The following is a 25,094-nucleotide window of genomic DNA, read 5'->3' on the forward strand; positions in this document are numbered from 1 at the left end:
TGTTCGTGTGGGCGCTTTCATGCTGCGCACCGGCGGTGGCCAATCGCACCGACAGTGGTGTCCATCAATTCTCCCACAGCCGTCTAGACTGAAGTGGTGTCAGAGCACTATTTCACCGAATCGCCGAGCAGCGAGGCCAAGACCCGCGAGCTGCACCTCGATCTGGGCGGCCACGAAGTCACCGTCGAAACCGTATCAGGCACGTTCTCACCGACTCGCCTCGACCTCGGCACTGCTGTGCTGCTGCGGCATCTGCCTCAGCCGCCGGCCGGTAATGTCCTCGACCTCGGCTGCGGGTGGGGGCCGATCGCCCTGCACACGGCGTTGGAGGCCAAGGGCGCCGAGGTGGACGTGTCCGTGTGGGCTCTCGACGTGAACTCCCGGTCCCTGGAGACGACCGCGGCGAATGCGCGCCGGCTCGGACTCGATTCGATCCGTCCCGTCACCGCCGATGAGATCCCCGCTGACCTGGAATTCGCTGCCATCCGGTCCAATCCTCCGATCCGTATCGGCAAGGAGGCGCTGCACGAGCTGCTGGAGACGTGGCTGCCGCGTCTGGCACCGGGCGGTCGCGCCGACCTGGTCGTGTCGAAGAATCTCGGCGCCGATTCACTGCAGAAGTGGATCGCCCAGATGCTCGGCGACGGGTTCACCATCGAGCGCACGGGTTCGTCGAAGGGATTCCGCGTCCTCACCGTCCACCGCGGCTGAAGCGGGTTCGACAGACTTTCCCTCGCCGAGGTGGGGCTCAGATTCGCGAGCGAACCGCGTTCCCGGTTCGCCTCAACGTCAGCTGATGGTGCCGCTGGCGACGAGGACCGCTGGTCCGGCGAGGCTGACGCGTCCGCTGGTGTCCTCAGGGTTCGGGTCGATTTCGATGCGCAGCTGACCTCCGGGAACATCGACCCGCCACTGCAGCGGTGACTTCTCGCCTGCCCAGTGGTGGGCGGCGATGGCGGCGGCACAGGCTCCGGTGCCGCAGGAGCGGGTCTCACCGACTCCGCGTTCGAAGACGCGCATGCGCAGGGCACCCTCTCCCCCGGCCACATCGGAGCGGGCGGGTTCCATGACGATGAATTCGACGTTCGAGCCCTGTGGGGGCACCGGGTCGAGGACAGGGGCGTCGCGCAGATCGGCGGCGTCGAGCTCGGAGTGTTCGGCCAGTGCGACGACCGTGTGCGGGTTGCCGGTGGCCACGCGCAGTCCGGGACGGGCCACTTCGATGCCGCCGGTGTCGACGAGCACCGAACTCGACGGGTCGAGCGACCATTCGCCCATGTCGATCGTGTACCAGGCGTCGCTGGCCGATCCTGGTCCGGAGGTGCCGGTGCCGACAACGTCATCGCCGGTCTGCACGCCGAGTGCCGGGTTGAGGGTGGTGCGCACGGTTTTGATGCCGTCGCGGGTGCCGACGAGGATGTCGCGGGCGTCTGCCGGGACGCGACCGCTGGTCACGAGGGCGTGAGCGAAGACGCGCACACCGTTGCCGCACATCTCGGACAGGCTGCCGTCGTTGTTGTAGTAGTCCATGAACCATTCGGCTCCGGCTTCGGCCTGTTCGGCGGCTCCCGGGATGCCGCTGGCGGCCGAGCGGACGATGCGGATGATGCCGTCGGCGCCGAGCCCGGCCCGCCGATCGGCCAAGGTGGCCACGGTCTCCGGGTGCATCTCGAGTTCGCTGTCGTCGTCGGAGATGAGGACGAAGTCATTCTGCGTGCCGTGTCCTTTGAGGAAGGCGGCATCGGTCCAGGCGGCGAACGGGGTATCCGGAGTGCTCATGACACCATCCTATCGGTGGGCGTCCGTGACCGGATACAGTCTCCGGTCAGGAGTCTGCGGTCCCGGAGCTGACCGCCGGGAGCTGTTCAGGACTCGGCGAGGATCTCGAGCGCGGCGGCCAGATTCGCCCCCGCGTCGGCGGCGCTGCCATCGATCCAGCGGATGCGCGGATCACGGCGGAACCAGGTGTCCTGACGGCGGGCGAACTGACGCGTCCTGATCGTCGTCTCTTCCTTCGCCTCGGCGGCGGTGAGCTCACCGTCGAGGTGCCGGCGGATCTGTGCGTACCCGATGGCCCGTGACGCGGTCTTTCCTTCGGCCAGGCCGTGGTCGAGCAGGTGCCGCACTTCGTCGACCCAGCCGTGCTCCCACATGAGTTCGACGCGGGTGGCGATGCGGTCGTGGAGAACAGGACGGTCCATGCTCAGCCCGAGGTGGATCGTCGGTTCGATCTCCTGATAGTCCGGCAGCTGAGCGCTGAAGGGCCGCCCGGTGAGCTCGATGACTTCGAGCGCGCGGGCGATGCGCCGCTGATCGTTCACGGTGATCTTCGCCGCTGCCTCCGGGTCGAGTTCCTGCAGCCTCATGTGCAGGCTCCACCGGTCGGCTGCGGCGGCTGCCTCGAGGCGGGCGCGGACATCCGGGTCCGTGCCGGGAAACTCCATATGGTCGACAGCGGCACGGACGTAGAGACCGGATCCGCCCACAAGGATGGGCCGGTGTCCACGTTTACGCACCTGCTCGATCGTGGTGCGTGCACTCACCTGGAAGTCCTGGACGTTCGCCTCTTCGGTCACGTCGAGGATGTCGATGAGATGGTGGGGAATCCCCCGGCGTTCGGCGACCGGCAGCTTCGCGGTGCCGATGTCCATTCCTCGGTAGAACTGCATCGAGTCCGTGTTGATGATCTCCCCGCCGAGGTGCTCGGCCAGGTCCAGGGCAAGATCGGACTTCCCGGTGGCGGTGGCACCGACGACGGTGATGATCGGCAGCTGGTCCCGAGATTCAGGCATGAGCGATCACGTCCACGATCCGGTGCCGCACAGCGACCGCACTTCGTGGATGCGTTCGTCGAAGTCGAGCTCGACGCCGCCCATTCGTGCACCCTGGTCGACGAGGAGGCGCACCCCGGCCGCGAGCACGGACAGATTCGCGTGCATGCTCTCGGCCCGGGCGCACAGGTTCAGCAGAGCATCCGTGTCCATGGCGAAGTCTCCGGGTGTGGCGGTGAGCGCGGAGACAACTTCGGAGTCGAAGTCTGCGGCTCCATCGACCGGTGCCAATGGGGCGTCGGCGGCCGAGGCTCCGGACAGGTCGATGGGCACCAGCAGGTTCGCACTCGACCCGACCGGGCCGACCGTGACTCCGGCGGCGTGAGCGTGAAGGAGTGCGACGATGATCGCGGAGTCGGCCGCCTCGGCGAGGTCGCGTTCGGTGTCCGTGAGGGATTCGACGGTCTGAACCCAGTCCGTCCCGGCGAGCAGCCGACCGTTGCGGGTGTCGAGGCCGCGGTCGATGCCCCATCCGCCGAGTCCGGCCACGGGCGGCAGAGACTCGACCGGCAGCGCCCACGAATCCTGGGCGCGCAGGACGCCGTGGATCGTGGCGCGCAGCCGGCCGATCCGGTCGGATTCGCTGCGGTCGATGTCGTCAAGCAGCACGGGTGCTGCCGGAATGATGGCGAAGCGGCCCATCTCAGCCGCGGGGGCGGATGGTCGGCATTCCGAGGTTCGTCGACCCGCCGGACTGTCCGGGTGCGGGTGCCCCGCAGCTGTCGGCCTGTGCACGGTCATAGGCGTCGCCGGCGCGGGACGGGCGCACCGAGTATCCGGAATCGGCGAGCAGGAAGTAGGGCTTCGCCTCGGTGACGGTGGCGGTGACGAAGTCGCCCGGGCGGGGCATCGGGGCGCCGTCGGGAATGCCGACGTGGACGAGTCGATTGTCGGCAGCGCGGCCGCTCAGGCGTGGGGAGTCATCGTGCGGCAGCTTAGTCACGAGGACCTCGACCTCACGGCCGATCTGGTTCGTGTTCTCCTCCCAGGCGATCTCGTCCTGGAGTGCCGTGAGGCGTTCGAAGCGTTCCTGGACGACGTCCTTCGGGATCTGGTCCTCCATGGTCGCGGCAGGGGTGCCCGGGCGGATCGAGTATTGGAAGGTGAAGGCCTGGGAGAAGCGGGCGCGGCGGACGATGTCCATGGTGCCTTGGAAGTCCTCTTCGGTCTCTCCGGGGAAGCCGACGATGATGTCGGTGGTGATGGCGGCGTTCGGGATGCGTTCGCGCACGCTGTCGAGGATGTTCATGAATCGCTTCGTCCGGTAGGACCGGCGCATCGATTTGAGGATCGTGTCCGAACCCGACTGCAGCGGCATGTGCAGCTGGGGCATGACTGTGGGGGTCTCGGCCATCGCCTCGATGACGTCGTCGGAGAACGCGGCCGGGTGGGGGCTGGTGAAGCGGACGCGTTCGATGCCGTCGACGTTGCCGACGGCGCGCAGCAGCTTCGCGAAGGCGCCCTTGTCGCGGAATTCCGCGCCGTAGGAGTTGACGTTCTGTCCGAGCAGGGTGACTTCGACTACTCCGTCGGCGACGAGTGCTTCGACTTCGGCGAGGATGTCGCCGGGGCGGCGGTCCTTCTCCTTGCCGCGCAGGCTGGGCACGATGCAGAAGGTGCAGGTGTTGTTGCAGCCGACCGAGATCGACACCCACCCGGAGTGCTGGGATTCGCGGCGGCTGGGCAGAGTGGAGGGGAAGACGTCGAGGCTTTCGAGGATCTCGACCTGGGCTTCTTCGTTGTGGCGGGCGCGTTCGAGCAGCGCCGGCAGGGAGCCCATGTTGTGGGTGCCGAAGACGACGTCGACCCACGGGGCCTTCTTGACGATGGTGTCCCGGTCCTTCTGCGCCATGCATCCGCCGACGGCGATCTGCAGGCCGGGGTGGTTCTCCTTGACCTTCGCGAGCTGGCCGAGGTTGCCGTAGAGGCGGTTGTCGGCGTTCTCACGCACCGCACAGGTGTTGAAGACGACGACATCGGCTTGGTCGTCGGTGTTGGCCTGAACGTAGCCGGCGTCGTCGAGGAGTCCGGAGAGTCGCTCGGAATCGTGTACGTTCATCTGACATCCGTAGGTCTTCACCTCGTAGCTGCGGGGTGTGGTCTCGGGTGTCACCGGGGATTCAATCAGTTCAGTCATGGCGCACCCATTCTAGCCGTTGTCCGGCACAGGGTCAGTCTTCGGCGGCACCGGGTCAGTCTTCGGCGGCACCGGGTCAGTCCTCGGCGGCACCGGGTCAGTCTTCGGCGAGGACCTCGCGGGTGACCTTGATGCAGATCCCTGAGGGGAAGCCGCGGCGGGCGAGCATGCCAAGGATTCGGCGCTCACGCACGTGGTGTTCGAGACGCCTGGTCGATGCGGCCTTCTTCGCGGCGACTTCGCGGGCGAGCTCTTCTTCGCCGTCGACTTCAGCAACGGCGTCAGCGGCGAGTTCGGGGCTGATGCCCTTCTTGCTGAGCTCTCGTTTGAGCACGGAGCGGGAGAGCTTCCGGTTCTCCCGCTGGGCGCGGACGAATCGGTGGGCGAACTCTTCGTCGTTGAGCAGCTTGGAGTTCTGCAGCTTCTCGATGAGCACGTCGACGGCTTCGGGCATGAGGTCGCGTTTGAGCAGCTTCTTGCGCAGCTCATCGCTGGAGTGGTCGCGCATGGCGAGCATGTTCATGGCCGTCTTCTTCGCATGCGCGTAGTCGGCGTCGAAATCGGGGGCATCGTCTTCGTCGTCGAAGCTCAGCCCTGGACCGGCAGCAAAATCAGGCGGGCCGTCGTCGTCAGCGCCGTCGACGAAATCCGGTGCCTGCGCGAAACCGGGTGCCTGAGCAAAATCGGGGGCGTCGACGAAGTCGGGAAGCGCCTCGGTGCCGCCTTCGACCCACCCGCTGTCCGGATCGCTCTGCTGACGCTTGCGACCCGCTGTTCTCTTCTTCGTGCGCGGCGATGTCTGCGAAGACTTCTGTGAAGATTTCCGCGACGACTTCCGCGGTGCAGGGTCCGCGTCGATGTCGGAGAGCCCGGCGAAGAAGCCGGCTTCACCCTCGGCATGGCGCTGATCGATCTCCGAGATCGCGCTGCGCAGCTGCGTGAGGGTTTCGGCCTGACCGGATCCAGCCTGACCGGTTCCGGCCTGACCTGACTCCCCCGCACCGACCCGTTCGGCCGGTGCGGAGGACTCGACGTCAGACGTCGGGGTGTCAGGAGACTTCGACGTCATCCGTCTGTGCCTCTTCGACAGCCTCGGCGCCTTCCTCAGGTTCGTCGACCTTGATGAGACCCAGCTTGTGCTTGATCTTCAACTCGATCTCCTCGGCGAGGCCGGGGTTGTCGCGGAGGAAGTTGCGGACGTTCTCCTTGCCCTGACCCAGCTGGTCACCGTCGTATGTGAACCAGGAGCCGGACTTGCGGATGATGCCGTTGTCGACGCCCATATCGATGAGGCTGCCCTCGCGGGAGATGCCGTGACCGTAGAGGATGTCGAACTCTGCCTGCTTGAACGGCGGAGCGACCTTGTTCTTCACGATCTTCGCCCGGGTCCGGTTGCCGACCGCGTCCTGGCCCTCCTTGAGGGTTTCGATGCGGCGGACGTCGATGCGCACGGAGGCGTAGAACTTCAGCGCCTTACCACCCGAGGTGGTCTCCGGTGAACCGAAGAAGACGCCGACCTTCTCACGCAGCTGGTTGATGAAGATCGCGGTGGTCTTCGACTGTGCGAGGGCACCGGTGATCTTACGCAGAGCCTGCGACATCAGACGAGCCTGCAGACCAACGTGGCTGTCGCCCATCTCGCCTTCGATTTCAGCCTTGGGCACGAGTGCTGCGACGGAGTCGATGACGATGACATCGAGCGCGCCGGAGCGGATGAGCATATCGGCGATCTCGAGTGCCTGCTCACCGGTGTCCGGCTGCGAGACGAGCAGCTGGTCGGTGTCGACGCCGAGCTTCTTCGCATACTCCGGATCCAGAGCGTGCTCGGCATCGATGAACGCAGCGATGCCGCCGCCCTTCTGCGCGTTGGCCACTGCGTGCAGGGCCACGGTCGTCTTACCGGAGGATTCCGGACCGTAGATCTCCACGACGCGACCGCGCGGGAGGCCGCCGATGCCCAGAGCGATGTCGAGGGCTACCGAGCCGGTCGGGATGGAGGCGATGGGTTCGCGAACACCCTCACCCAGACGCATGATCGCGCCCTTGCCGTAGTTGCGATCGATCTGCCCCAGCGCGGCGTCGAGTGCCTTCGACTTGTCGCCGCCGGTAGGGATCTGGAGGTTCTTGGGTGTACGTGCCATGACGTCTCCTCTTCGTTGCTTTTCCTTTGAGACCAAGGCTAGAAGATGGCACTGACATAACGACAGAGGAAGGATCTCCCCCGTGGATAACCAGCCACTCGATGTCACAGGTCCCGTGATTCCTCACCAGGATAACCCACATGGGAACAGGTGTTCTATATATTCGGGTGTGTCGCGTGTTTCATTCGAGCGCGCCGCCGAAGCAAGGGGCGCACAGCCGGGGCAAAAGCCACTCCGCCAGGCAGCGAACGCCGCCTAGGCAAGGGACGACTCCGGCCGTTCAGAACGGTGTCGCTCGAGGTTTCTCTTTGCCCAGTCGACGCGATTCGGGCACGCCCATGGAATCGCATACAGCGATCCAGATGTCGCGGGGTTCGACTCCGGCGGAGAATGCCTCTTCGGCGGTGCGGGAGCCGAGCGAGCTCAGGGTGAGATCGGTGTGCAGGGACGCGGCACGCGCCTCACCGAACTCCTCGTTCATGAGGATCCAGTAGAGCGTATGCCGCATCAGGGCTTAGCGGCCAGGCGTGGAGCAGAGTAGCCCTCGGGATGCCCGAGGATCTTGTCCGACAGTTCCTGCGGAATGGTGTCGGGAATCTGCACTCCCTCTTCGAGGGCGAAGCGATCGGACACTGCGGACAGCAGTGCCGACAGCGGCAGGTCGAGTGCTTCACAGATGGCCGACAGCAGCTCCGAGGAGGCTTCCTTCTGTCCGCGTTCGATCTCGCTGAGGTAGCCCAGCGATACGCTGGCACCGGTGGAGACGTCACGCAGGGTGCGGCCTTGACGACGGCGGGCGGAACGTAGCGCGTCGCCGATTTCGACTCTCAGTAACATAACGCGGCCCTCCCTTTGTCAGCGCGTCCCGTCGTGGTAGTTCCAATAACCTTACAACCTGGCCGTGACACAGCACCAACCTGGTGCCCCGAGCGGATGGTATTGCCAGTCCATTCGAAGGCTTCGGAGAAATTCAGTCTGATGGTCATCACTCGGTCAACCTCCCCGGCGACGAAGTTATTCCCCGGCCTGTCCGCCGGCCGGACCGAAGGCGAGTTCTGTGACGAATTCGTCGAGGTTGACCGCCATCGCCGCAACGGTCTGGGCGCGGATGGCATTCCGGTCGCCGCTGAACTCGTGTTCGAACACCTTGGCCTTGCCGCCGAAGGCAATCGCCGTGTAGACGAGTCCGACCGGTTTGCCGTCCTGCGGGTCGGGCCCGGCCACCCCCGTGCACGAGATCCCGATGTCGGCGACGCATCTGCCTGCTGTTCCCACAGCCATCTGCGCGGCGACGACGGGATCGATGGGGCCGGTCTCCTCGAGGTGGTCGGCGTCGACTCCGGCGAGGCTGGATTTCAGGTCGGTGGCATAGGTGACGAGTCCCCCGCGCACCACCGCCGAGGCACCGGGCACGTCGACGAGCGAGGCGACGAATCGCCCTCCGGTCAGCGACTCCGCCGAGGCCAGCGAGAGCCCCAGCCGGGTGCAGGTGGTGATGATGTTCCGATTCGTGGAGAAGAGCTCGGACTCAGGCACGCTGAGTGCCTCCACCGGCCTTCGCCTCCCGGTAGGTCTTCGCCGCCTGCACGCAGTAGTCGATTCCGGTCACGAGCGTGACGACGATGGCCGCGGTCATGATGACCCAGGCGAGGATGAGCAGGATGAAGGTGACGACGGACGGCACCACGTTCGCCAGCGGGTAGAGGAGCAGGAACAGTCCGATCGCGACGGTCTGCAGCACCGTCTTGATCTTTCCGCCGCGGGAGGCGGGCATGACGATGATGCGGATCATGAAGAACCGGAGCACGGTGATGCCGAGTTCGCGCACGAGGATGATCACCGGCACCCACCAGGGCAGTTCGACGATGACAGCGAGTCCGATGAGGGCGGCGGCCATGAGCGATTTGTCGGCGATCGGATCGGCGATCTTGCCGAAGTTCGTCACGAGGTTGTATTTGCGTGCCAGATCGCCGTCGATCTTGTCGGTGAGCATCGCCAGCAGGAACACGACGAGTGCCCACCACCGGGTCGTCACATCGTCGCCGCCATTGGCCAAGAGGAGGACAAGGAAGACGGGCACCATGAGGATCCGCAGCACAGTGAGTGCGTTCGGAACGTTCCATGGGCTCGGTTCTGCGGCGGGCTGCTGAGAGGCTCCGGCCTCGACTCGATCGTTCACGTCTCCACCCTATCGGAGTGAGCTGGACAGATCATCGTAGCTACCAGGCAGACCAACACAACCACAATCGCCGAGGCGGCGCACCGAATCATCGGTGCGCCGCCTCGGCGAGGGGTGGGGTTCGATGCTCACCTGCCGGTGAGCTGCCAGGCGTCCTCTCCGCTGGCTTCGACGACCTCGAGTCCGGTCTCCGGATCGACGTCGCCGACGCCGAGGTCCTCGGCGTGGCCGACGCCCTGGGCGTAGCGGTCGGACGAGCCGGACCCGTACGACGGGGCCGAGCCGTGGGATGAGTGCCCGTAGTCGTCGTCGAACTCCTCGTCATAGTCCCCGGCCGCCGAGGCGTGCCCGGACTGACCGTGTCCCTGACCGCTGCCCTGACCGTTGTCGGTCGGGGCATCGGCGGCGGCTCCGCCGGAATCCTCGGGCGGGGTCTCCCCCTTGATGATGGCCAGGGTGCCCGGCAGGTCGTCGGGACGGACGAGCACATCGCGGGCCTTCGACCCTTCGGAGGGGCCGACGATTCCGCGCGACTCCATGAGGTCCATGAGGCGACCGGCCTTGGCGAAGCCCACGCGCAGCTTGCGCTGGAGCATCGACGTCGAACCGAACTGCGTCGTGACGACCTGTTCGATCGCCTGGAGCAGCAGCTCGAGGTCGTCTCCGATGTCCTCGTCGATCTGCTTCTTCGGCGCCTCGACGGCGACGTCTTCGCGGTAGTTCGGTTTGAGCTGGCCCTTGACGTGTTCGACGACCTTCTCGATCTCGGACTCGTTGACCCAGGCGCCCTGGACACGCATCGGCTTGGCCGCACCCATCGGCAGGAACAGGGCATCACCCTGGCCGATGAGCTTCTCCGCGCCGGGCTGGTCGAGCACGACGCGAGAGTCGGCCAGCGACGAGGTCGCGAACGCCAGGCGCGAGGGCACGTTGGCCTTGATGAGGCCGGTGACGACGTCGACGCTGGGTCGCTGGGTGGCGAGCACCAGGTGGATGCCGGCGGCACGGGCCAGCTGGGTGATGCGCTGGATCGAGGCCTCGACGTCGCGCGGGGCGACCATCATGAGGTCGGCGAGCTCGTCGACGACCACGAGCAGGTACGGGTACGGCTGGAGGACGCGTTCGGAACCGGCGGGCGGCTGGATCCGGCCTTCCCGGACGGCCTTGTTGAACTCCTTGACGTGCTTGAATCCGTAGTTCGCGAGGTCGTCGTAGCGGGCGTCCATTTCGCGCACGACCCATTCGAGCGCCTCGGCGGCCTTCTTCGGGTTCGTGATGATCGGGGTGATGAGGTGCGGGATGCCCTCGTAGATCGTGAGCTCCACGCGCTTGGGGTCGACGAGGATCATGCGGACCTCGTCGGGGGTGGCGCGCATCATGATCGAGGTGATCATCGAGTTCACGAAGCTCGACTTACCGGCACCGGTGGCACCGGCGACGAGCAGGTGGGGCATCTTCGAGAGGTCGGCGACGACGAATCCGCCTTCGACGTCCTTGCCCACGCCCATGACCATCGGGTGGTCGGTCTTGCGGGCGGCCTTCGAGCGCAGCACATCGCCGAGGGCGACGTTCTCACGGTCGGAGTTCGGGATCTCGATGCCGATCGCCTTCTTGCCGGGGATCGGCGAGAGGATGCGGACATCGGCGCTGGCCACCGCGTAGGCGATGTTCTTCGACAGCGCAGTGACCTTCTCGACCTTGGTACCGGCACCCAGTTCCACCTCGTAGCGGGTGACCGTGGGTCCGCGGGAGAACCCGGTGACCTGAGCGTCGATCTTGAACTGCTCGAGCACATCGCGCAGGGCTTCGACGACGCGGTCGTTGGCCTCGGAGCGCTCCTTCGCGGGAGGTCCGGGCTGGAGGTTGTCCGAGGCGGGCAGGGTGTAGGTGACGTCACCGGCCAGGGTGAGCTGCTCGACGCGTTCGGGCAGCTGCTCCGTGGGCGGCGGCGCGGGAGCGTTGGTCGTGGGAACCGGCGCCGGCGCCGAGGCGGCAGCGGGCTCGGACTTCTTCGCCTGGGCGTCGTCGTCCATGCCGATGGTCTTCTTGAGCTCGGCCATCTCGCGTTCGGCCTTGGTCGGGCGACGCTGGCCGGGCTTGAGCTTCGGTTCGGTCTCGATGACCGTGGTGTCGGCCTCTTCGTCGTTGACGTCATCCTCGTGGATGTAGGCCTTGTCGTAGGCCTTCGTCACGGCGTCGTCATCGGTCCCCGATTCGTCGGAATCGGGGATCTCGGTCTTCTTCTTCCGGCTGCGGCGCTTGGCGCCCATGACGGGTTTGAGGCTCGAGGTGCGACCGTTCTCGGCGACGAGGTCGGTCTGGGACTTCTCGGAATCAGCCGCCTCGGAGTCTGGGCGTGCTCCTCCGGTCAGGCGCCAGTAGAGGTCGGTCAGGCGCTTCGGGATCGCGCGGACCGGGGTGGCGGTGATGACGAGCAGGGAGAAGAGTCCGAGCAGGACGAGCAGCGGCACCGCCACGTAGACGGTGGTGGCCGTTGTCAGGGGTGAGGAGATGACGAAGCCCAGGGCGCCGCCGCCGTTGGCCATGGCCTCACGGGTGTTGACGAAGCTGGGGTTGCCGGCCGCGATGTGGGCCAGGCCCGAGGCGGACAGCAGCAGGAAGATCCCGCCGATGAGGATCCGATTGTTGCCGCGGTTGTCGTCGCCGCGGAGGAACAGGCGGATCGAATAGCAGACGAACACGATCGGCAGTGCCAGGGCCACTCGGCCGAAGGTTCCTTCGACGATCGAGCGCACGACGTCGCTGATCGCGCCGGGGATGTTCCACCACTCGAAAGCGGCGATGATGATCGAAAGCCCGATGAGGAAGAACGCTGTGCCGTCCCGCTTCGTCGGTGACTGATCGGTCGGTTCGTCGCTGAGGGTCTTTCGCGCACGGTTTCCGGCCATGTGGGCCACTCCATTCCACGCACCGGTGACAACGTTTGTCCCGGGTTCTTCGGTCCCCGCTTGACCGGACCGACCAGCGTTTTTGCGCGCTGTGCGTTTACCGGAACCAGAAGCGGGGGAAGTCGTTCTGGTCGCCATGTCTCTCATCTTAGGACGATTCGTGCCTCTTGCCCAGGAAATCCGCAGGTTTCGGCGCGCCATGTCGGGGGTGGGGTGCCTCGTCGGGACGGGTGGGCGACCTGGCTGGGCTGGCTCCACCGAGCCCCGGCGAGGCGACTATCGAGGTTCCGCGACGTTGAGTGAGTTAAATGGGTTCAGATTGCACATTTTCTTCGCGATTTCGGCAATCTGAACCCATTTTACTCGTCGTTCGCGCCTTCATTGGGCGTCAGGCTCACCGCCGTCGTCAGGTTCTGGAGCAGAGCCGACCACGGTTGAGCTCGGGTGCATGGCAATGAACAGCCCCCACTGCGTCGCCCCGTCCTTCTGCCGCCGCGACCGAAACTCTTCGAACAGCTCGTCGATGCGGGTCCGGAACTCCTCGACCTCCTCGGCGGTGAGCATCGCAGCCATCCGACCCATCGTCCGTTCTTCGTACGGGGCGGCAGTGAACTCGGCAGTGAAGGCCTCGAGCATCTCATCGGTCATGTCACCTGTGTTGAGGAACCAACTCTTACCTGTCGCCAAGTACGGGATCTCCCGCGAACCCCGCTTTCCGCGGCGGGGCTCCTGGGCTTCGAGGAATCCGGTGTCGGCAAGCATCCGCACATGATGGAGAGAGGTCGCAGGATTCAGTCCGGCCGCCTCGGCGATCTCCCTGTTGCTGAGGGCATCGTCGAGGCACAGCCGTAGGATCCGGATGCGGACACTCGAGGCCAGAGCCTTCGCCTCGGCGTCGGTGGCGTCTCGACGTTCAACCGCGCGGGCGAGTGCCGCCGCGGCGGGACGACTAGCTTCGGACCCGCGCGGCCCCATAGGGCTCTCCGCGAGACTCGCTGCCTGATCAGGCGCGGTCGGCTCTGGGTTCATGCCTCAACGCTAGCGAGTGATCGAAGGAAGTCAATCAAAGCGTCCAAGTGATTGACTTCTCTCAATCGGTGGTGGACTATTACTGATTGAGAGTTCTCAATCACTGACATAGTCCGCCTGCCGACTCGAGGAAGAGCCATGGCCACAGCCGATCCATTGCCACCAAGCGAGCAGGAACCAGCGCACCCACAGAAATCACCCCGACGCTCCTCGCTGTGGACCCATCGTGACTTCATGAAGCTCTGGGCCGGTGACACCGTCTCCGTCTTCGGATCCGAGCTCGTCCTCTTCGCACTCCCCCTCATCGCCGTCCATATCCGCCACGCCGATGCCTTCGAGATGGGAGTGCTCGCCGCCCTGGAATCAGCGGCGTTCCTGCTCATCAGCCTGCCCGCCGGGGCCTGGGTCGATCGCCTGCCGAAGAAGCTCGTCATCGTCTCCGGCGACATCATCCGCGCCGCGATTCTGCTGACCATCCCTCTGGCCTGGGCACTCGATGCCCTGAGCATGCTTCAGCTATACCTCGTCGCGGCCGGGGTCGGCATCGTAACCGTCTTCTTCGATATCGCCAACCAGTCCTATCTGCCCGAACTCGTCGACGGGGACGCGATCGCCGACGGCAACGGCAAACTCCAAGCCAGCCAGCAGACCGCCGGAGTCGCAGGCCCGACCTTGGCCTCCGGACTCGTGACGATTCTCGGCGCGCCGCTCACTGTAGGACTCACGAGCATCTGCATGGGACTGTCCAGCATCCTCGTCGGGCTCATCCGGCACCGTGAGAAACCACAGCCGGTCGAGAATCGTGCCGGCTTCGTCGCCGAGGTCCGCGAGGGCCTCGCCTTCGTCCTCAGTCACCCCCTGCTGCGCCGCATCACCGCCTGCACGGGACTGACGAACTTCGCTTCCTCGGGCGTCTTCGCCCTCCTCGTGCTGTTTGCCCTCACCACTCTCGGACTCCACCAGGTCGAACTCGGCATCATCATGTCCGTCGCCTCCGCGGGCGGCATCCTCGGTGCGCTCAGTGCCGCCTGGGTGCAGAAGACCCTTGGTGAGGGAACGAGCATCGCCGTGTCCGCGCTGATCAGCGGCCTGTGCTTCCTCGGCGTTCCGCTCGCAACGCTCCTGCCCGCGCTTCCCACGCTTCTCGTCGGCTGGTTTCTCGTCACCTGGGCGGTCGTCGTCTACAACATCGCGCAGGTCAGCTTCCGCCAGCGCCTGTGCCCGAAGCCGCTGCTCGGGCGGATGAACGCCTCGATCCGATTCCTTGTGTGGGGGCCGATGCCGCTGGGCGCCTTCCTCGCCGGAATCCTCGGCGACCGTCTCGGGGTGACGACGACGATGTGGATCCTCGCGGTCTGTGCGTTGCTCGGCTCATTGCCGGTACTAATCTCTCCGCTGCTGCGGATGCGGAAGCTCCCGCGCGAACTCGATCTTTTGAGCAGCGGCGAAACGGCCGATCAAGAATGAGAGACGAACGCTCTGAATGATCAGCGTGGCTGGGCCGGCCCGGACAGGACGGTTTCCCGGCGCAGAGGGAGAGCTGAGGGAGTTAAGTGGGTCCAGAGTGCACATTTGCCTCGCCATTTTGGCAATCTGCGCACACTTAACTTGCCGACCGGGGAAGAATCAGTCCGTTCGCCGCAGAATCGGTCCGTTCGCCGCAGAGTCCGTCCGTTCGCCGCAGAATCAGTCCGTCCAACGCAGAATCTGCGCGCCCCGCGCCCCGTGCCCCGCCTCAGCGGGTCGCGTAGAGGTGCTCGGGGCGGCCCGTGTTGCCGTACTGCAGGGAAACCGTGATCGTGCGGGCCTCGGCGAGCTTCGCCAGATGCCGCTGGGCGGTCGCACGGGAGGCTCCGACCGCCTCGGCGACTTCGAGGGCCGTCATCGGACCGTGAGCTTCCTCGAGCGCGGCGAGGATCCGCGTCGTCGTCGAAGAACCTGCCGGGCTCGCCCCGGACCCGCCTGTGGCGGACGCATCGTGGAGGTTGCGCAGCTGTCGTTCGAGGTCAGCCTGTCCGACCTTCTCCCTCTCCCAGTACCGCCGGAACCGGGCGTAGCGGCGCAGGAAGTTCTGCAGCACCTCGGCGGCGAAGGGTTTGACGATGTACGTCATCGCCCCGGCGCGCAGCGAGGCCCGCACGACCTGCGGGTCAGTGACCGCCGAGAGCACGATCGCATCGATATCGGACTCGCGGACGAGGTCGACGCCGGTGCCCTCGGGCAGCACATAGTCCACGAGCAGCAGGTCCACACCGCCGGAGGCGATGACCTCGCGCGCCGTTCCCAGGTCGCGCACGGGTTCGAGTGCCGTGAATCCGGGCACCTCGTCGACGTAGCGGGCGTGGATCTGCCCGACGAAGAAGTCGTCGTCGAGCACGAGAACGTTGACCATCATGTCTCCTCATCTTGCGAAAAATCGTCGAGCGCCTCGGGCAGGACCATTCCGAAGCTCGCCCCGCCGAGGTCCGGGTCGTGGCCGTCGATGAGCCACACTCGGCCACCTCCCTGCTGCGCCACGCGCCGGCTGAGCGCGAGGCCGATGCCGAGTCCGTGACCGTCCCCGGTGCCGGTCCCTGAGGTCAGTCCGATCCCGAAATCCGGCGCCGAGGCGGCCCGCGCGGTGGAGAATCCCTCGTCGAAGATCTTCTCCGCCACCTCCTCATCGACACCGTCCCCGGTGTCAGTGACGACCGCGTGCAGTTCGGCTCCAGCGCTGAGCACCTGCACCTCGACCCGGCCTCCCGCGGAGAACCTGTCCCTATCGTCAGAGAACCGGCTCACATCGTCAGAGAATCGTTCCCCGTCAGAGACATGTCCCCCATCGCCCGAATACCGGTGCCCGGCGACCGCGGCGCGCACCGCATTGTCGATGAGGTTGCCGAGGATGAGCGTGACCGCTTCCGGGTCGCGGACGGTGCCCATGGCCAGGGAGTCCGGGGTCACTGCCAGGGTCACCCCCGCCTCGGCGGCCGTCGTCCCCTTCGCCTCGAGGACCGCACGCAGGTACGGGTCGGAGACGAGCTCGATGTCCTGGACCGGGGTGGTGATCGGCCCGGTGCCCAGCAGCGAGGACAGATAGGTATGCGCCTCGTCGGTGGCTCCCGTATCGACGAGCCCGAGCACCGTGTGCAGCCGGTTGGCGAACTCGTGGCGCTGAGTGCGCAGCGCCCGAGCCATCGCGGTCACCGATTCCAGCTGGCGAGCCATCGCGAGCATCTGGGTCTCGTCGCGCAAGGTCACGACCCCGCCGACGGACACCCCGTCGCGTTGGACCCGCACTGCCGTGGCGAGCAGGATGCGTTCGCCGATCGTGATCCGCCGGCGCAGGGCGCCTTCGGCCGGGGCCTCGGCCATCATCGCGGTGATCTCCTCGGGCACGTCGATCAGGTCGGCTGCGCCGTTGTCCCTCGCCGAGGCGGCACCGCTCTTCGATTCGGCCCTGCCCTTCCGTACGACGCTGACCTCCTTCGAGGCGGCGCCGCCGTCGCCTGCGAGTGCGCGGTTCCCGTCATCGTCGGAATCCCCCGCCGAGGCGGTTCCGAGCAGCTCCTTCGCGTTCGAATTGCTCAGGGTGAGCTTCCCGTCGGTGCCGAATCCCAGCACCCCGTCATCGAGTCCGCGCAGCACGGCTCCCTGATCGCGGGCCATCTCGGCGAGCTCTTCGGGCCCGACGCCGAGTGTCTCCCGCCGCAGTCTGCGCCCCAGCCAGTAGGAGACACCGCCGCCGAGAGCGAGAGCCAGCACGGCCACAGTGCCCAGCAGCAGCATCTCCCTGCGCACATCAGCATCGAGCACCGAAGCGAAGATGCCGACCGAGACCTCACCGACGACGGTGGATCCGTCCTCGCTCGAGTAGATCGGCACCTTCGCCCGCACGGTCTCTCCGAGCGTGCCTGATTCGTGGGAGACGTTCTCGCGTCCGGCCAGCGCCTCATCCGGAGACGTCGAGACCTTGTGTCCGATCTTCGACCGGTCCGGGTGGGTGAGCCGGATTCCCCGGTCGTCGGTGATGACGGCGAAGGTGATGCCCGACCGGTCGCGCAGATCATCGGTGATCGCCAGCATCGCTGCCACGATCTGAGCATCGGGCTTCTCGGCGTGTTCGGCCGAGGCCTGCGTCGCGGCCGCCCGGACATCCGGATCGATCGCCAGCGTGCGGGCAGTGGCCAGCGCCTTGGTTTCGGTCACCTCGGTGACGGAGCGCGCACCCATCCACGCGAACGCGCCGGTGACCAGCGTGAGGATCACGACGACGAGCGCGAGCTGAGTGATCAGCACACGACGGGAGAAGGATTGGCGGGGCCGGGGCACGCGGCAAGCGTAGCCGCGTTTGAGCGCAATGCGCAAAAGGTGGTCAATGATCTAAACGCCATCAGTGCACACAAACGCGCGCGGCACGTGATCTGGGCCCTACGGTGTTTCGAGCCTCACATTCGCCTTCGAAGGAGAAGCTCGTGCTTGTCATTCTCGGTTTCGCGATGATCCTCGTCTTCATGACGCTGATCATGACGAAGCGTCTCTCACCAATCCTCGCCCTCATCCTCGTGCCCACGATCTTCGGCCTCTTCGCCGGGGCCGGTCTGGGCATCGGGGAGATGGTCATGGATGCGATCGCCTCGATGTCGTCGACGGCCGCGCTGCTGCTGTTCGCGATCATCTACTTCGGCATCATGATCGACGTCGGCCTCTTCGACAAGCTCGTCGAGTTCATCCTCAAGGTCGCCGGCAACGACCCGGTCAAGGTCGTCCTCGGCACTGCCCTGCTCACCGGTGCGGTCTCCCTCGACGGTGACGGATCGACGACGTTCATCGTCGTCACCGCGGCAATGCTGCCGATCTACCAGCGCCTCGAAATGTCCCCGGTCGTACTCACCTGCGTGGCCGGCCTCATCAACGGCACCCTCAACATCGTCCCCTGGGGCGGACCGACCGCACGCGCCTCCTCGGCGCTGCAGATCGACGCCAACGAGATCTTCGCCCCGATGGTGCCCTCCCTCATCGCCGGCCTCCTCGTCTGCCTCCTCTTCGCCTACCTGCTCGGCCTCTCCGAGCGTCGCCGCCTGGCCAAGAACGGCGTCGCCTGGGTCGAGGACCGCGGATCGAAGGGCCACGGGTCGAAGGGACACGGGTCGAAGAGTCGCAAGGACCTCGTCGGCGCCGTCGCCGGCGCGACCACCGCAGGCGGATCCGCACGGACGGGAAGCACTGCCACCGGCCCCGGACACGGCGCCACCGGCTCCGGATACGGAGCGACCACGACCGGCGACGATGACGGTCACGGATCGGCCGCCTCGGCGACGGGTTCGACCGGTTCTGACAACGATGCAGACTCCGTGTCAGGTTCCGGCACGGGACTGGCGAACACCGCGCTCGACCCGAACCGGGCGACGCTGCGACCGAAGCTGTTCTGGTTCAACCTCGGCCTCACCGTGGCCGTGATGGTCCTGCTCATCATCGACATCCTGCCGCTGCCGTACCTGTTCATGATCGGCACGGTCATCGCACTCATGGTCAACTTCCCGAAGATGAAAGAGCAGCAGGAGGAGCTCGCCTCCCACGCCACCGCGATCATCTCCGTCGTCGCCATGGTCATGGCCGCCGGCGTGCTCACCGGAATCATGTCCGGCACCGGAATGGTCGATGCGATGGCCGAATGGCTCGTCGACGTCATCCCGAACGCGATGGGCCCCTACATGGCCGTCATCACCGGCCTGCTGTCGATCCCGATGACGTTCTTCATGAGCAACGACGCCTTCTACTTCGGCATCCTGCCCGTGCTCGCCGAGACCGCCTCCCACTTCGGCATCTCCGCAGCCGACATGGCCCGCGCCTCGATCACCGGCCAGCCCGTGCACATGCAGTCGCCGCTGGTGCCCGCGATCCTGCTGCTCGTGTCCCTGTCCGGAGTCGAACTCGGCGACCACCACAAGAAGGTGCTGTGGCGTGCGCTCATCGTCGCCTTGGTCATGCTCGCCGTGGGTGTCGCCATCGGCGTCATCGGAATCGGCTGAGCGGAGGCCGACGATGACTCATCTCTATTCGGCTCCGCAGAGCCGCTTCCCAGCCCCGTCCCTGCGCGTCACGGCGTCGAGCGGCATCGATTCGGCTGCGGCGACCGTGGTGCTCGCGCTGCGCACCGATGCGTCCCCGGCCGTGCTCGACCAGGCGATCGCCGCAGCTCGGCGTGAGAACGCGGCGGTGCGGGCCGTCGTGTTCGGCACCGACACGACGACGGCCCCGTCCACGTCTCCCCTGGCCGAGTGCACCCGGTTGGGTGCCGCCCTCGCCGAGGCGGGGCTTGAGTACGAGGTCCACCGTGCCGGTCCCGATCTGGCTGAGCAGATCCTGGCTCTGGCCGAGGAACACGGCGCGGCGCTCATCGTCATGGCCGCCAAGCGCCGCTCCCCCGTGGTCAAGCTGCTGCTCGGGTCGAGTGCGCAGCAGGTGATCCTCGAAGCCGAGTGCCCCGTGCTGTTGGTGAAGTAACGACACTGCGCGCGGGACCGAGACGCTGTAGGTGAAGTAGGAGTCTTCTTCAGATCCCGCCGAGGCCGCGGCCCGGTGAGAGCAGACCGTGCGGGTCGAGGTCGTCCTTGGTCTCCTGCAGGTTCCGACGGCCCACCAACGGTCCCCAGGCGTCGAGCTCGTCCCACAGCGCCGCGGGTGCGTGGAGCAGTCGGGCGCTGATGCGGTGCAGGCCGAAGGACCTCAGATGTTCGAGGACCACACGCGCGGCCACACCCGGTTCGGTCTCCGGGGCGCCGAGTCCGAGTTCGAAGCGTCCGCTCGCACTCCCCCGCAGCTGCAGCGGATAGCCGATCGCGTCCTCGAGGCGTGAGACCGTCTCCAGCAGGCCGGGCAGGAAGTCCGGAGCCACGGACAAGCTGATCGTCACGGGCATTCGTGCCCGCCGAGCCCACCATTCGGGGCGCGCACATGGCCTCGCGCCGGGGATCTGTTCGGTGAGGAATCCGATCTCCGCCTCGACCTCGGCCGACTCCCCCTCGACGAGGGCGATCGTCGCCGCCGGAGACCCGGGCGGACGTTCGATGACGACCGCATCCGGACCTCTGCGGGCGATGAGAAGGTCCGCGGCCGCCTCGGTGCCGGGAATCCAGACGAAATCCTGAGATGCGGGTCGCGGTGTCAGCCGGATCTCAGCCTCGACGATGATGGCACGGGTTCCCCACGATCCGCTCAACACGGACGGCAGGCTCCGGCCCGCCAGGGCAGACGAGAGACCGTCCGCGGTGCGGGCGATGGTCCCGTCGGCACCCACCGTGGTCACCGACAGCACGGTTTCGACGATGCGCGGACGGCGGAGGTGGCGGGGCCCGAGTGCTGCGGTGGCGATCATCCCGCCGAGGCTGGACCCCGCCTCGATGCGGTCGGCCGGCAGATCGGGCAGGATCTCGTGCCCGGTACGGGCGGCGATCCTGTCCAGCGCGGAGACCCGCGCTCCCGCCCCGGCACGGATGCTCAGGTCAGCGCTGGAACGTTCGGCCACCTCGGCGAGTCCGGTGAGGTCGATGAGCAGCCCCGGGGTGGGAACCGGCGGATGGTCGTCGAAGGCGGTGCCGCCGCCGAAGACGGCGACGGTGCGGCGTTCGGTGTGGGCGCGGGCCATGAGCTCCGAGAGTTCAGCGATGGTCTCGGGGCTGGCCAAACGGGGCAGTTCGTCTGTGGTCCGGCTCATCCCCACCTCCGTGTGTCCATCCGTCATCGGTGCCTCCCCGGCAGCAGGTCGATCCGAGCACGTGCGTGGCGTTCCGTGCACGTGCACGTGCACCTCGATCCGCGCACCGGCAAAGAGGCGTGTGTTCAGAGCTTAGCGAAGAATGCCCCCGAAATCGGTGCTCACGGCACAGATTTCGGGGGCATTCGGCGTGGTCACACCGGTTCTCCTCGGATTGGGGAGGTCACGGGGTCACCGGTCGGGCACCGCGTCTCGAGCGGACCGGCGGGCCGATCACGGCATGCGGGCGTAGGCCGGCAGGGTGAGGAAGTCGACGTAGTCGGGAGCGATCGCGACCGAGACGAAGGTGTCGGTCGCGTCCTTCCAACCGGCGTCGTCACCGGGCAGCTTGGCGACCTCCTCGGCGACGATGCGCTCGACGAGGTCCTTCGTGACCTTCTCACCGGAGTCGAGGGTGATGCCGGCGTCGAGCCACTGCCATACCTGGGAGCGGGAGATCTCCGCGGTCGCGGCGTCCTCCATGAGTCCGTTGATGGCGACCGCGCCGTTGCCTTCGAGCCAGGCGCGCAGGTACTGGATGCCCACGGACACGTTGGTGCGCAGGCCCGCCTCGGTCATCGACCCCGGGGTCGACTTCACGTCGAGGAGATCGGCTGCGGTGACGTTGACGTCTTCGCGCTTGTTGTCGATCTGGTTCGGCTTGTCGCCGAGGGTCTCGGTGAAGACCTCCTTGCACAGGGAGACCATGCCGGGGTGGGCGACCCAGGAGCCGTCGAAGCCCTTGCCGGCCTCGCGGGACTTGTCTTCGCGCACCTTGTCGAAGGCGGCCTTGTTCGCGGCTTCGTCCTTCGAGGGCACGAACGCTGACATGCCGCCGATCGCGTGGGCTCCGCGCTTGTGGCAGGTGCGGGCGAGCAGCTCGGTGTAGGCGTTCATGAACGGCACCGTCATCGTCACGTCCGAACGGTCCGGGAGCAGGAACTCGGAGCCGCGGGAGCGGTAGTACTTGATCACGGAGAAGATGTAGTCCCAGCGACCGGCGTTGAGGCCGGCGGAGTGTTCGCGCAGTTCGTAGAGGATCTCCTCCATCTCGAACGCCGCGGGGTAGGTCTCGATGAGCACTGTGGCGCGGATGGTGCCGCGGGACAGGCCGAAGGCGTCTTCAGCGTGTTCGAAGACCTGGTTCCACAGGCGCGCCTCGAGGTGGGATTCCATCTTCGCGAGGTAGAAGTAGGGGCCGCGGCCCTTCTCGATCTGGACCTGACCGGCGGTGGCGAAGTAGAGAGCGAAGTCGACGAGCGAGCCGGAGGTCTCCTCACCGTCGATGCGGATGTGCTTCTCCGGCATGTGCCAGCCGCGGGGGCGCACGACGATCGTGGGCAGCTCGTCATCGGGGGCGAGCTTGTATTCCTTGCCCTCGGGCGAGGTGAAGTCGATTTCGCGGTTGAGGGAGTCGAGCAGGTTGATCTGTCCCTGGATGACCGAGTCCCACTGCGGGGTGTTCGCGTCTTCCTGGTCGGCCAGCCACACCTTCGCTCCGGAGTTGAGCGCGTTGATCGTCATCTTCTTGTAGGTGGGGCCGGTGACCTCGACGCGGCGGTCCTCGAGTCCCGGTGCCGGGGGTGCGACCTGCCAGGAGGGATCGTTGCGGATCTCGGCGGTCTCTGCGAGGAAGTCGAGGTCCTTGCCTGCGGCGATCTCGGCCTGACGTTCCTTGCGGGCCTCGAGACGGCCGAGCCGCTCGCCGTTGAACTTCCGGTGCAGGTCGACGATGAGCTCCAGCGCCTTCGGGGTGAGGACCTTCTCAGCCCCGTCCGGCAGCTCACCGGTGATCTCCATCCCGGCGGGGATGTCCAGGTTTTCGATATGAGCGGTCATCGATGGTTCTCCTTAGTCAGCACACAGGTGCTGCGTTCTTGTCCGCACCAGCAGGTGCGTCGTTTTCGCTGGTCAACGGGGTTTAGCCTGCGAAACTTCCACATCGTGAAAATTTATGTTCACACAACGAAAGAATAGGAGGTGATGCACGTCTCGTCAAACCCTATCCCGGATTCGAGACGGTGTGTTCATTGACTCATCGTCGCAGGCTGGAGAGGATGATCTGAGGAACAACTTTCGTGGACTCGCCGAGGCGGCTGACCGTCATCGACCACCCGAAGTTCTCGGTCGGTGAGGTTCATCGCCGCCGCAGGTGACGTCCTTGGATCAATGCGGCAAAGGTGCCGCGGATCGGACTGGCGATGGACAACCTCGCTGTTGCAGCTCTTCTGGCCCTGTCCCCCATCCTTCTTGCGGGGATCCTCCTCATCGGGTTCCGCTGGCCGGCCAAATATGCGATGCCGGTCGGACTCATCGCCGCCGCGCTGGTGGCGAACTTCGCGTGGAAGATCGAGTGGGTGACGATCGGAGCGTCGGTCGTCCAGGGCATCCTCGTGGCGATCGGTCTGCTGTGGATCGTCTTCGGCGCACTTCTGCTGCTGGCCACGATCACCCGGTCGGGCGCGATCGAGACGATCCGCTCCGGCTTCATCGCCATCTCACCGGACCGGCGCGTGCAGGTCATCATCGTCGCGTGGCTCTTCGGCTCCTTCATCGAGGGTGCGGCCGGCTTCGGGACACCGGCGGCCGTCGTCGCCCCGCTCATGCTGGCCCTGGGCTTCCCCGCCATCGCTGCGGTGCTCGCGGGCCTCATCATCCAGTCGACACCGGTGAGCTTCGGCGCAGTGGGCACCCCGATGGTGCTGGGCATCGGCTCGGGACTGTCGCAGGAGGATGGATCGATGTCGGCCGACGTCGCCGAACGAGCCGGGCAGCTCGGCCTCAGTCAGGCCGAGTTCGTCGCCCACACCGCCACGCAGGTCGCGCTCATCCACGCGATCTGCGGGATCTTCATCCCGCTGCTGCTGGCCTGTCTGATGACCGGGTTCTTCGGTGCCAATCGTCGTTTCGCCGACGGACTGGCCGTCGCCCCCTTCGCGATCTATTCGGCGCTGGCGATGGTCGTACCCTACCTCATCGTCGCGAACCTGCTCGGACCCGAGTTCCCATCACTGCTCGGCGGCCTCATCGGACTGGCGATCGTCGTGACCACCTCGCGGATGGGCTTCCTCATGCCGAAGAAGACATGGGACTTCGCCCCGCGTGAGAAGTGGCCGGCGTTCTGGATGGGCACCGTCGACCCGAACCGGGAGAAGGCGCAGATCCAGAAGAAGATGTCGCTGGTCCGCGCATGGTCGCCCTACCTCATCGTCGTCGCACTACTGCTCATCACCCGCAACGTGCCCGCCATCAAGGAGTTCCTCAACGGTCCCGCGGTGATCAAGATCGAGGGCATCTTCGGCACGCCGATCAATCAGAACATGGACCTGCTGTGGTCGCCGGGAGCGATCTTCGTCCTCGCCTGCGGACTGACCTATTTCATCCACCGGATGACGAAGAAGCAGATCGCCGGATCCTGGCAGATCGCTGGATCGCAGATCGCCAGCGCAGCCGTGGCGCTGCTGTGTTCGCTGCCGCTGGTGCGGGTGTTCATCAACTCCGGTGCCGACTACAACGGAGCCGGCCTCGATTCGATGCCGGTCACCCTCGCCGAGGCGGCCGCCTCCACTGTAGGAGAGGGTTGGCCGCTGCTCGCCCCATTCGTCGGTGCCCTGGGCGCATTCGTCGCGGGATCGAACACTGTCTCGAACATCATGTTCTCGCAGTTCCAGTTCTCGACCGGTGTCGCGATCGGTGCGGGCAGCCCGGAGACGGTTGTGGCGGCGCAGGCCGTGGGCGGTGCCGCGGGCAATATGGTCGCGGTGCACAATGTCGTGGCCGCCTCGGCGACTGTGGGGCTCGTGGGTCGAGAGGGTGAGCTCATCCGCCGCACGTCGATCCCGATGCTCGTCTATTCGCTGGCAGCCGGTGCCATGGCATTCATCGGCCTCAACGGACTGGGCTTCAACGCCGGCACAGTCGTCCTCACGGCACTCATCGTCGGTCTCGCCGTCGTCGTCATCCTCGCCCGGCGCTCCCCCGGCAAACCCCTGCCGGGCTTGTCGGATGGTGCTGGCGATGGGGTGGCCCGAGGAGACGGCTCTGCCGATCCTGCCTCGGCCGGCGGACGCACAGCTCCCGGCACCGACTCCGCAGTCGACGATGACGAACCGGAGGCCACCACCCGCGCCTGA

General features: G+C 66.2%; 21 protein-coding genes. 5 read left to right on the forward strand and 16 right to left on the reverse strand.

Annotated features, from left to right (window positions below; genetic code table 11):
- Positions 1-96 precede the first annotated feature (96 nt).
- Complete coding sequence (locus L1F31_RS11780; protein ID WP_265417476.1) at positions 97-711, forward strand: class I SAM-dependent methyltransferase; 615 nt, start codon at positions 97-99, stop codon at positions 709-711.
- Positions 712-789: 78 nt separating this feature from the next.
- Here the strand turns inward: L1F31_RS11780 and dapF are convergent, their stop codons facing one another.
- The 12 genes from dapF to L1F31_RS11840 form a co-directional block, all read right to left on the reverse strand.
- On the reverse strand, positions 790-1,779 hold the full coding sequence (dapF, locus tag L1F31_RS11785; RefSeq protein WP_265417477.1) for a diaminopimelate epimerase: 990 nt from the start codon (positions 1,777-1,779) through the stop codon (positions 790-792).
- An 86-nt stretch (positions 1,780-1,865) separates the two neighbouring features.
- On the reverse strand, positions 1,866-2,792 hold the full coding sequence (gene miaA / locus L1F31_RS11790) for a tRNA (adenosine(37)-N6)-dimethylallyltransferase MiaA (RefSeq protein ID WP_265417478.1): 927 nt from the start codon (positions 2,790-2,792) through the stop codon (positions 1,866-1,868).
- A 6-nt stretch (positions 2,793-2,798) separates the two neighbouring features.
- A complete protein-coding gene (locus tag L1F31_RS11795) occupies positions 2,799-3,473 on the reverse strand; it encodes a hypothetical protein (protein WP_265417479.1) in 675 nt (224 codons plus the stop codon).
- A gap of 1 nt (position 3,474) precedes the next feature.
- On the reverse strand, positions 3,475-4,968 hold the full coding sequence (miaB, locus tag L1F31_RS11800) for a tRNA (N6-isopentenyl adenosine(37)-C2)-methylthiotransferase MiaB (RefSeq protein WP_265417480.1): 1,494 nt from the start codon (positions 4,966-4,968) through the stop codon (positions 3,475-3,477).
- Positions 4,969-5,065: 97 nt separating this feature from the next.
- A complete protein-coding gene (locus tag L1F31_RS11805) occupies positions 5,066-6,037 on the reverse strand; it encodes a regulatory protein RecX (RefSeq protein WP_265417481.1) in 972 nt (323 codons plus the stop codon).
- Positions 6,018-7,109, reverse strand: a complete 1,092-nt coding sequence (gene recA, locus L1F31_RS11810) for a recombinase RecA (RefSeq protein WP_283255772.1) — start codon at positions 7,107-7,109, stop codon at positions 6,018-6,020. The genes L1F31_RS11805 and recA overlap by 20 nt, the downstream gene beginning before the upstream one ends.
- Before the next feature lie 280 nt (positions 7,110-7,389).
- Positions 7,390-7,617, reverse strand: coding sequence for a DUF3046 domain-containing protein (locus L1F31_RS11815; RefSeq protein WP_265417482.1), 228 nt, complete (start codon positions 7,615-7,617; stop codon positions 7,390-7,392).
- The gene (locus L1F31_RS11820; protein WP_265417483.1) at positions 7,617-7,946 is read right to left on the reverse strand and encodes a helix-turn-helix domain-containing protein; all 330 of its coding nucleotides are present in this window, start codon (positions 7,944-7,946) and stop codon (positions 7,617-7,619) included. Before L1F31_RS11820 ends, L1F31_RS11815 begins: the two co-directional genes overlap by 1 nt.
- Positions 7,947-8,123: 177 nt before the next feature.
- Positions 8,124-8,645 carry a CinA family protein gene (locus tag L1F31_RS11825; protein ID WP_265417484.1) on the reverse strand — a complete coding sequence of 174 codons (522 nt, stop codon included), beginning with the start codon at positions 8,643-8,645 and terminating at the stop codon, positions 8,124-8,126.
- The gene (pgsA, locus tag L1F31_RS11830; protein WP_265417485.1) at positions 8,638-9,288 is read right to left on the reverse strand and encodes a CDP-diacylglycerol--glycerol-3-phosphate 3-phosphatidyltransferase; all 651 of its coding nucleotides are present in this window, start codon (positions 9,286-9,288) and stop codon (positions 8,638-8,640) included. Before pgsA ends, L1F31_RS11825 begins: the two co-directional genes overlap by 8 nt.
- Positions 9,289-9,416: 128 nt before the next feature.
- Positions 9,417-12,335, reverse strand: coding sequence for an FtsK/SpoIIIE family DNA translocase (locus L1F31_RS11835; protein WP_429860927.1), 2,919 nt, complete (start codon positions 12,333-12,335; stop codon positions 9,417-9,419).
- Between the two features lie 240 nt (positions 12,336-12,575).
- On the reverse strand, positions 12,576-13,226 hold the full coding sequence (locus L1F31_RS11840; protein ID WP_346732462.1) for an ArsR/SmtB family transcription factor: 651 nt from the start codon (positions 13,224-13,226) through the stop codon (positions 12,576-12,578).
- Between the two features lie 234 nt (positions 13,227-13,460).
- On the opposite strand from L1F31_RS11840, the gene L1F31_RS11845 reads away from it, so the two are divergent.
- Positions 13,461-14,693, forward strand: coding sequence for an MFS transporter (locus L1F31_RS11845; RefSeq protein ID WP_265417487.1), 1,233 nt, complete (start codon positions 13,461-13,463; stop codon positions 14,691-14,693).
- 268 nt (positions 14,694-14,961) lie between these two features.
- Here L1F31_RS11845 and L1F31_RS11850 read toward each other — a convergent pair whose 3' ends face one another.
- Together L1F31_RS11850 and L1F31_RS11855 are read right to left on the reverse strand one after the other, a co-directional pair.
- The gene (locus L1F31_RS11850) at positions 14,962-15,621 is read right to left on the reverse strand and encodes a response regulator (protein WP_265417488.1); all 660 of its coding nucleotides are present in this window, start codon (positions 15,619-15,621) and stop codon (positions 14,962-14,964) included.
- A complete protein-coding gene (locus L1F31_RS11855; protein ID WP_265417489.1) occupies positions 15,618-17,537 on the reverse strand; it encodes an ATP-binding protein in 1,920 nt (639 codons plus the stop codon). Before L1F31_RS11855 ends, L1F31_RS11850 begins: the two co-directional genes overlap by 4 nt.
- Before the next feature lie 143 nt (positions 17,538-17,680).
- Here L1F31_RS11855 and L1F31_RS11860 point away from each other — a divergent pair, with 143 nt between their 5' ends.
- Complete coding sequence (locus L1F31_RS11860) at positions 17,681-19,237, forward strand: SLC13 family permease (protein ID WP_265417490.1); 1,557 nt, start codon at positions 17,681-17,683, stop codon at positions 19,235-19,237.
- A 13-nt stretch (positions 19,238-19,250) separates the two neighbouring features.
- Complete coding sequence (locus tag L1F31_RS11865; protein WP_265417491.1) at positions 19,251-19,712, forward strand: universal stress protein; 462 nt, start codon at positions 19,251-19,253, stop codon at positions 19,710-19,712.
- Positions 19,713-19,761: 49 nt separating this feature from the next.
- On the opposite strand, the gene L1F31_RS11870 is transcribed toward L1F31_RS11865, so the two are convergent.
- Both L1F31_RS11870 and aceB read right to left on the reverse strand, forming a co-directional pair.
- The gene (locus L1F31_RS11870) at positions 19,762-20,922 is read right to left on the reverse strand and encodes an FAD-binding oxidoreductase (RefSeq protein ID WP_265417492.1); all 1,161 of its coding nucleotides are present in this window, start codon (positions 20,920-20,922) and stop codon (positions 19,762-19,764) included.
- A gap of 273 nt (positions 20,923-21,195) precedes the next feature.
- Positions 21,196-22,800 (reverse strand): malate synthase A, encoded by a 1,605-nt coding sequence (gene aceB / locus L1F31_RS11875; RefSeq protein ID WP_265417493.1) that lies wholly within the window; start codon positions 22,798-22,800, stop codon positions 21,196-21,198.
- 341 nt (positions 22,801-23,141) lie between these two features.
- On the opposite strand from aceB, the gene L1F31_RS11880 reads away from it, so the two are divergent.
- Positions 23,142-25,094 (forward strand): L-lactate permease, encoded by a 1,953-nt coding sequence (locus tag L1F31_RS11880; RefSeq protein ID WP_265417494.1) that lies wholly within the window; start codon positions 23,142-23,144, stop codon positions 25,092-25,094.

Source organism: Brevibacterium spongiae (assembly GCF_026168515.1).
GTDB lineage: Bacteria > Actinomycetota > Actinomycetes > Actinomycetales > Brevibacteriaceae > Brevibacterium > Brevibacterium spongiae.

What these genes read in the sequence shown, in the direction of transcription:
- miaA (WP_265417478.1), bottom strand. Translation starts at nt 2,792, where the DNA reads ATGCCTGAATCTCGGGACCAGCTGCCGATCATCACCGTCGTCGGTGCC.
- miaB (WP_265417480.1), bottom strand. Translation starts at nt 4,968, where the DNA reads ATGACTGAACTGATTGAATCCCCGGTGACACCCGAGACCACACCCCGC.
- aceB (WP_265417493.1), bottom strand. Translation starts at nt 22,800, where the DNA reads ATGACCGCTCATATCGAAAACCTGGACATCCCCGCCGGGATGGAGATC.
- L1F31_RS11815 (WP_265417482.1), bottom strand. Translation starts at nt 7,617, where the DNA reads ATGCGGCATACGCTCTACTGGATCCTCATGAACGAGGAGTTCGGTGAG.
- L1F31_RS11870 (WP_265417492.1), bottom strand. Translation starts at nt 20,922, where the DNA reads ATGAGCCGGACCACAGACGAACTGCCCCGTTTGGCCAGCCCCGAGACC.
- L1F31_RS11835 (WP_429860927.1), bottom strand. Translation starts at nt 12,335, where the DNA reads ATGGCGACCAGAACGACTTCCCCCGCTTCTGGTTCCGGTAAACGCACA.
- L1F31_RS11805 (WP_265417481.1), bottom strand. Translation starts at nt 6,037, where the DNA reads ATGACGTCGAAGTCTCCTGACACCCCGACGTCTGACGTCGAGTCCTCC.
- L1F31_RS11865 (WP_265417491.1), top strand. Translation starts at nt 19,251, where the DNA reads ATGACTCATCTCTATTCGGCTCCGCAGAGCCGCTTCCCAGCCCCGTCC.
- dapF (WP_265417477.1), bottom strand. Translation starts at nt 1,779, where the DNA reads ATGAGCACTCCGGATACCCCGTTCGCCGCCTGGACCGATGCCGCCTTC.
- L1F31_RS11820 (WP_265417483.1), bottom strand. Translation starts at nt 7,946, where the DNA reads ATGTTACTGAGAGTCGAAATCGGCGACGCGCTACGTTCCGCCCGCCGT.
- recA (WP_283255772.1), bottom strand. Translation starts at nt 7,109, where the DNA reads ATGGCACGTACACCCAAGAACCTCCAGATCCCTACCGGCGGCGACAAG.
- L1F31_RS11795 (WP_265417479.1), bottom strand. Translation starts at nt 3,473, where the DNA reads ATGGGCCGCTTCGCCATCATTCCGGCAGCACCCGTGCTGCTTGACGAC.
- L1F31_RS11845 (WP_265417487.1), top strand. Translation starts at nt 13,461, where the DNA reads ATGAAGCTCTGGGCCGGTGACACCGTCTCCGTCTTCGGATCCGAGCTC.
- L1F31_RS11840 (WP_346732462.1), bottom strand. Translation starts at nt 13,226, where the DNA reads ATGAACCCAGAGCCGACCGCGCCTGATCAGGCAGCGAGTCTCGCGGAG.
- L1F31_RS11850 (WP_265417488.1), bottom strand. Translation starts at nt 15,621, where the DNA reads ATGATGGTCAACGTTCTCGTGCTCGACGACGACTTCTTCGTCGGGCAG.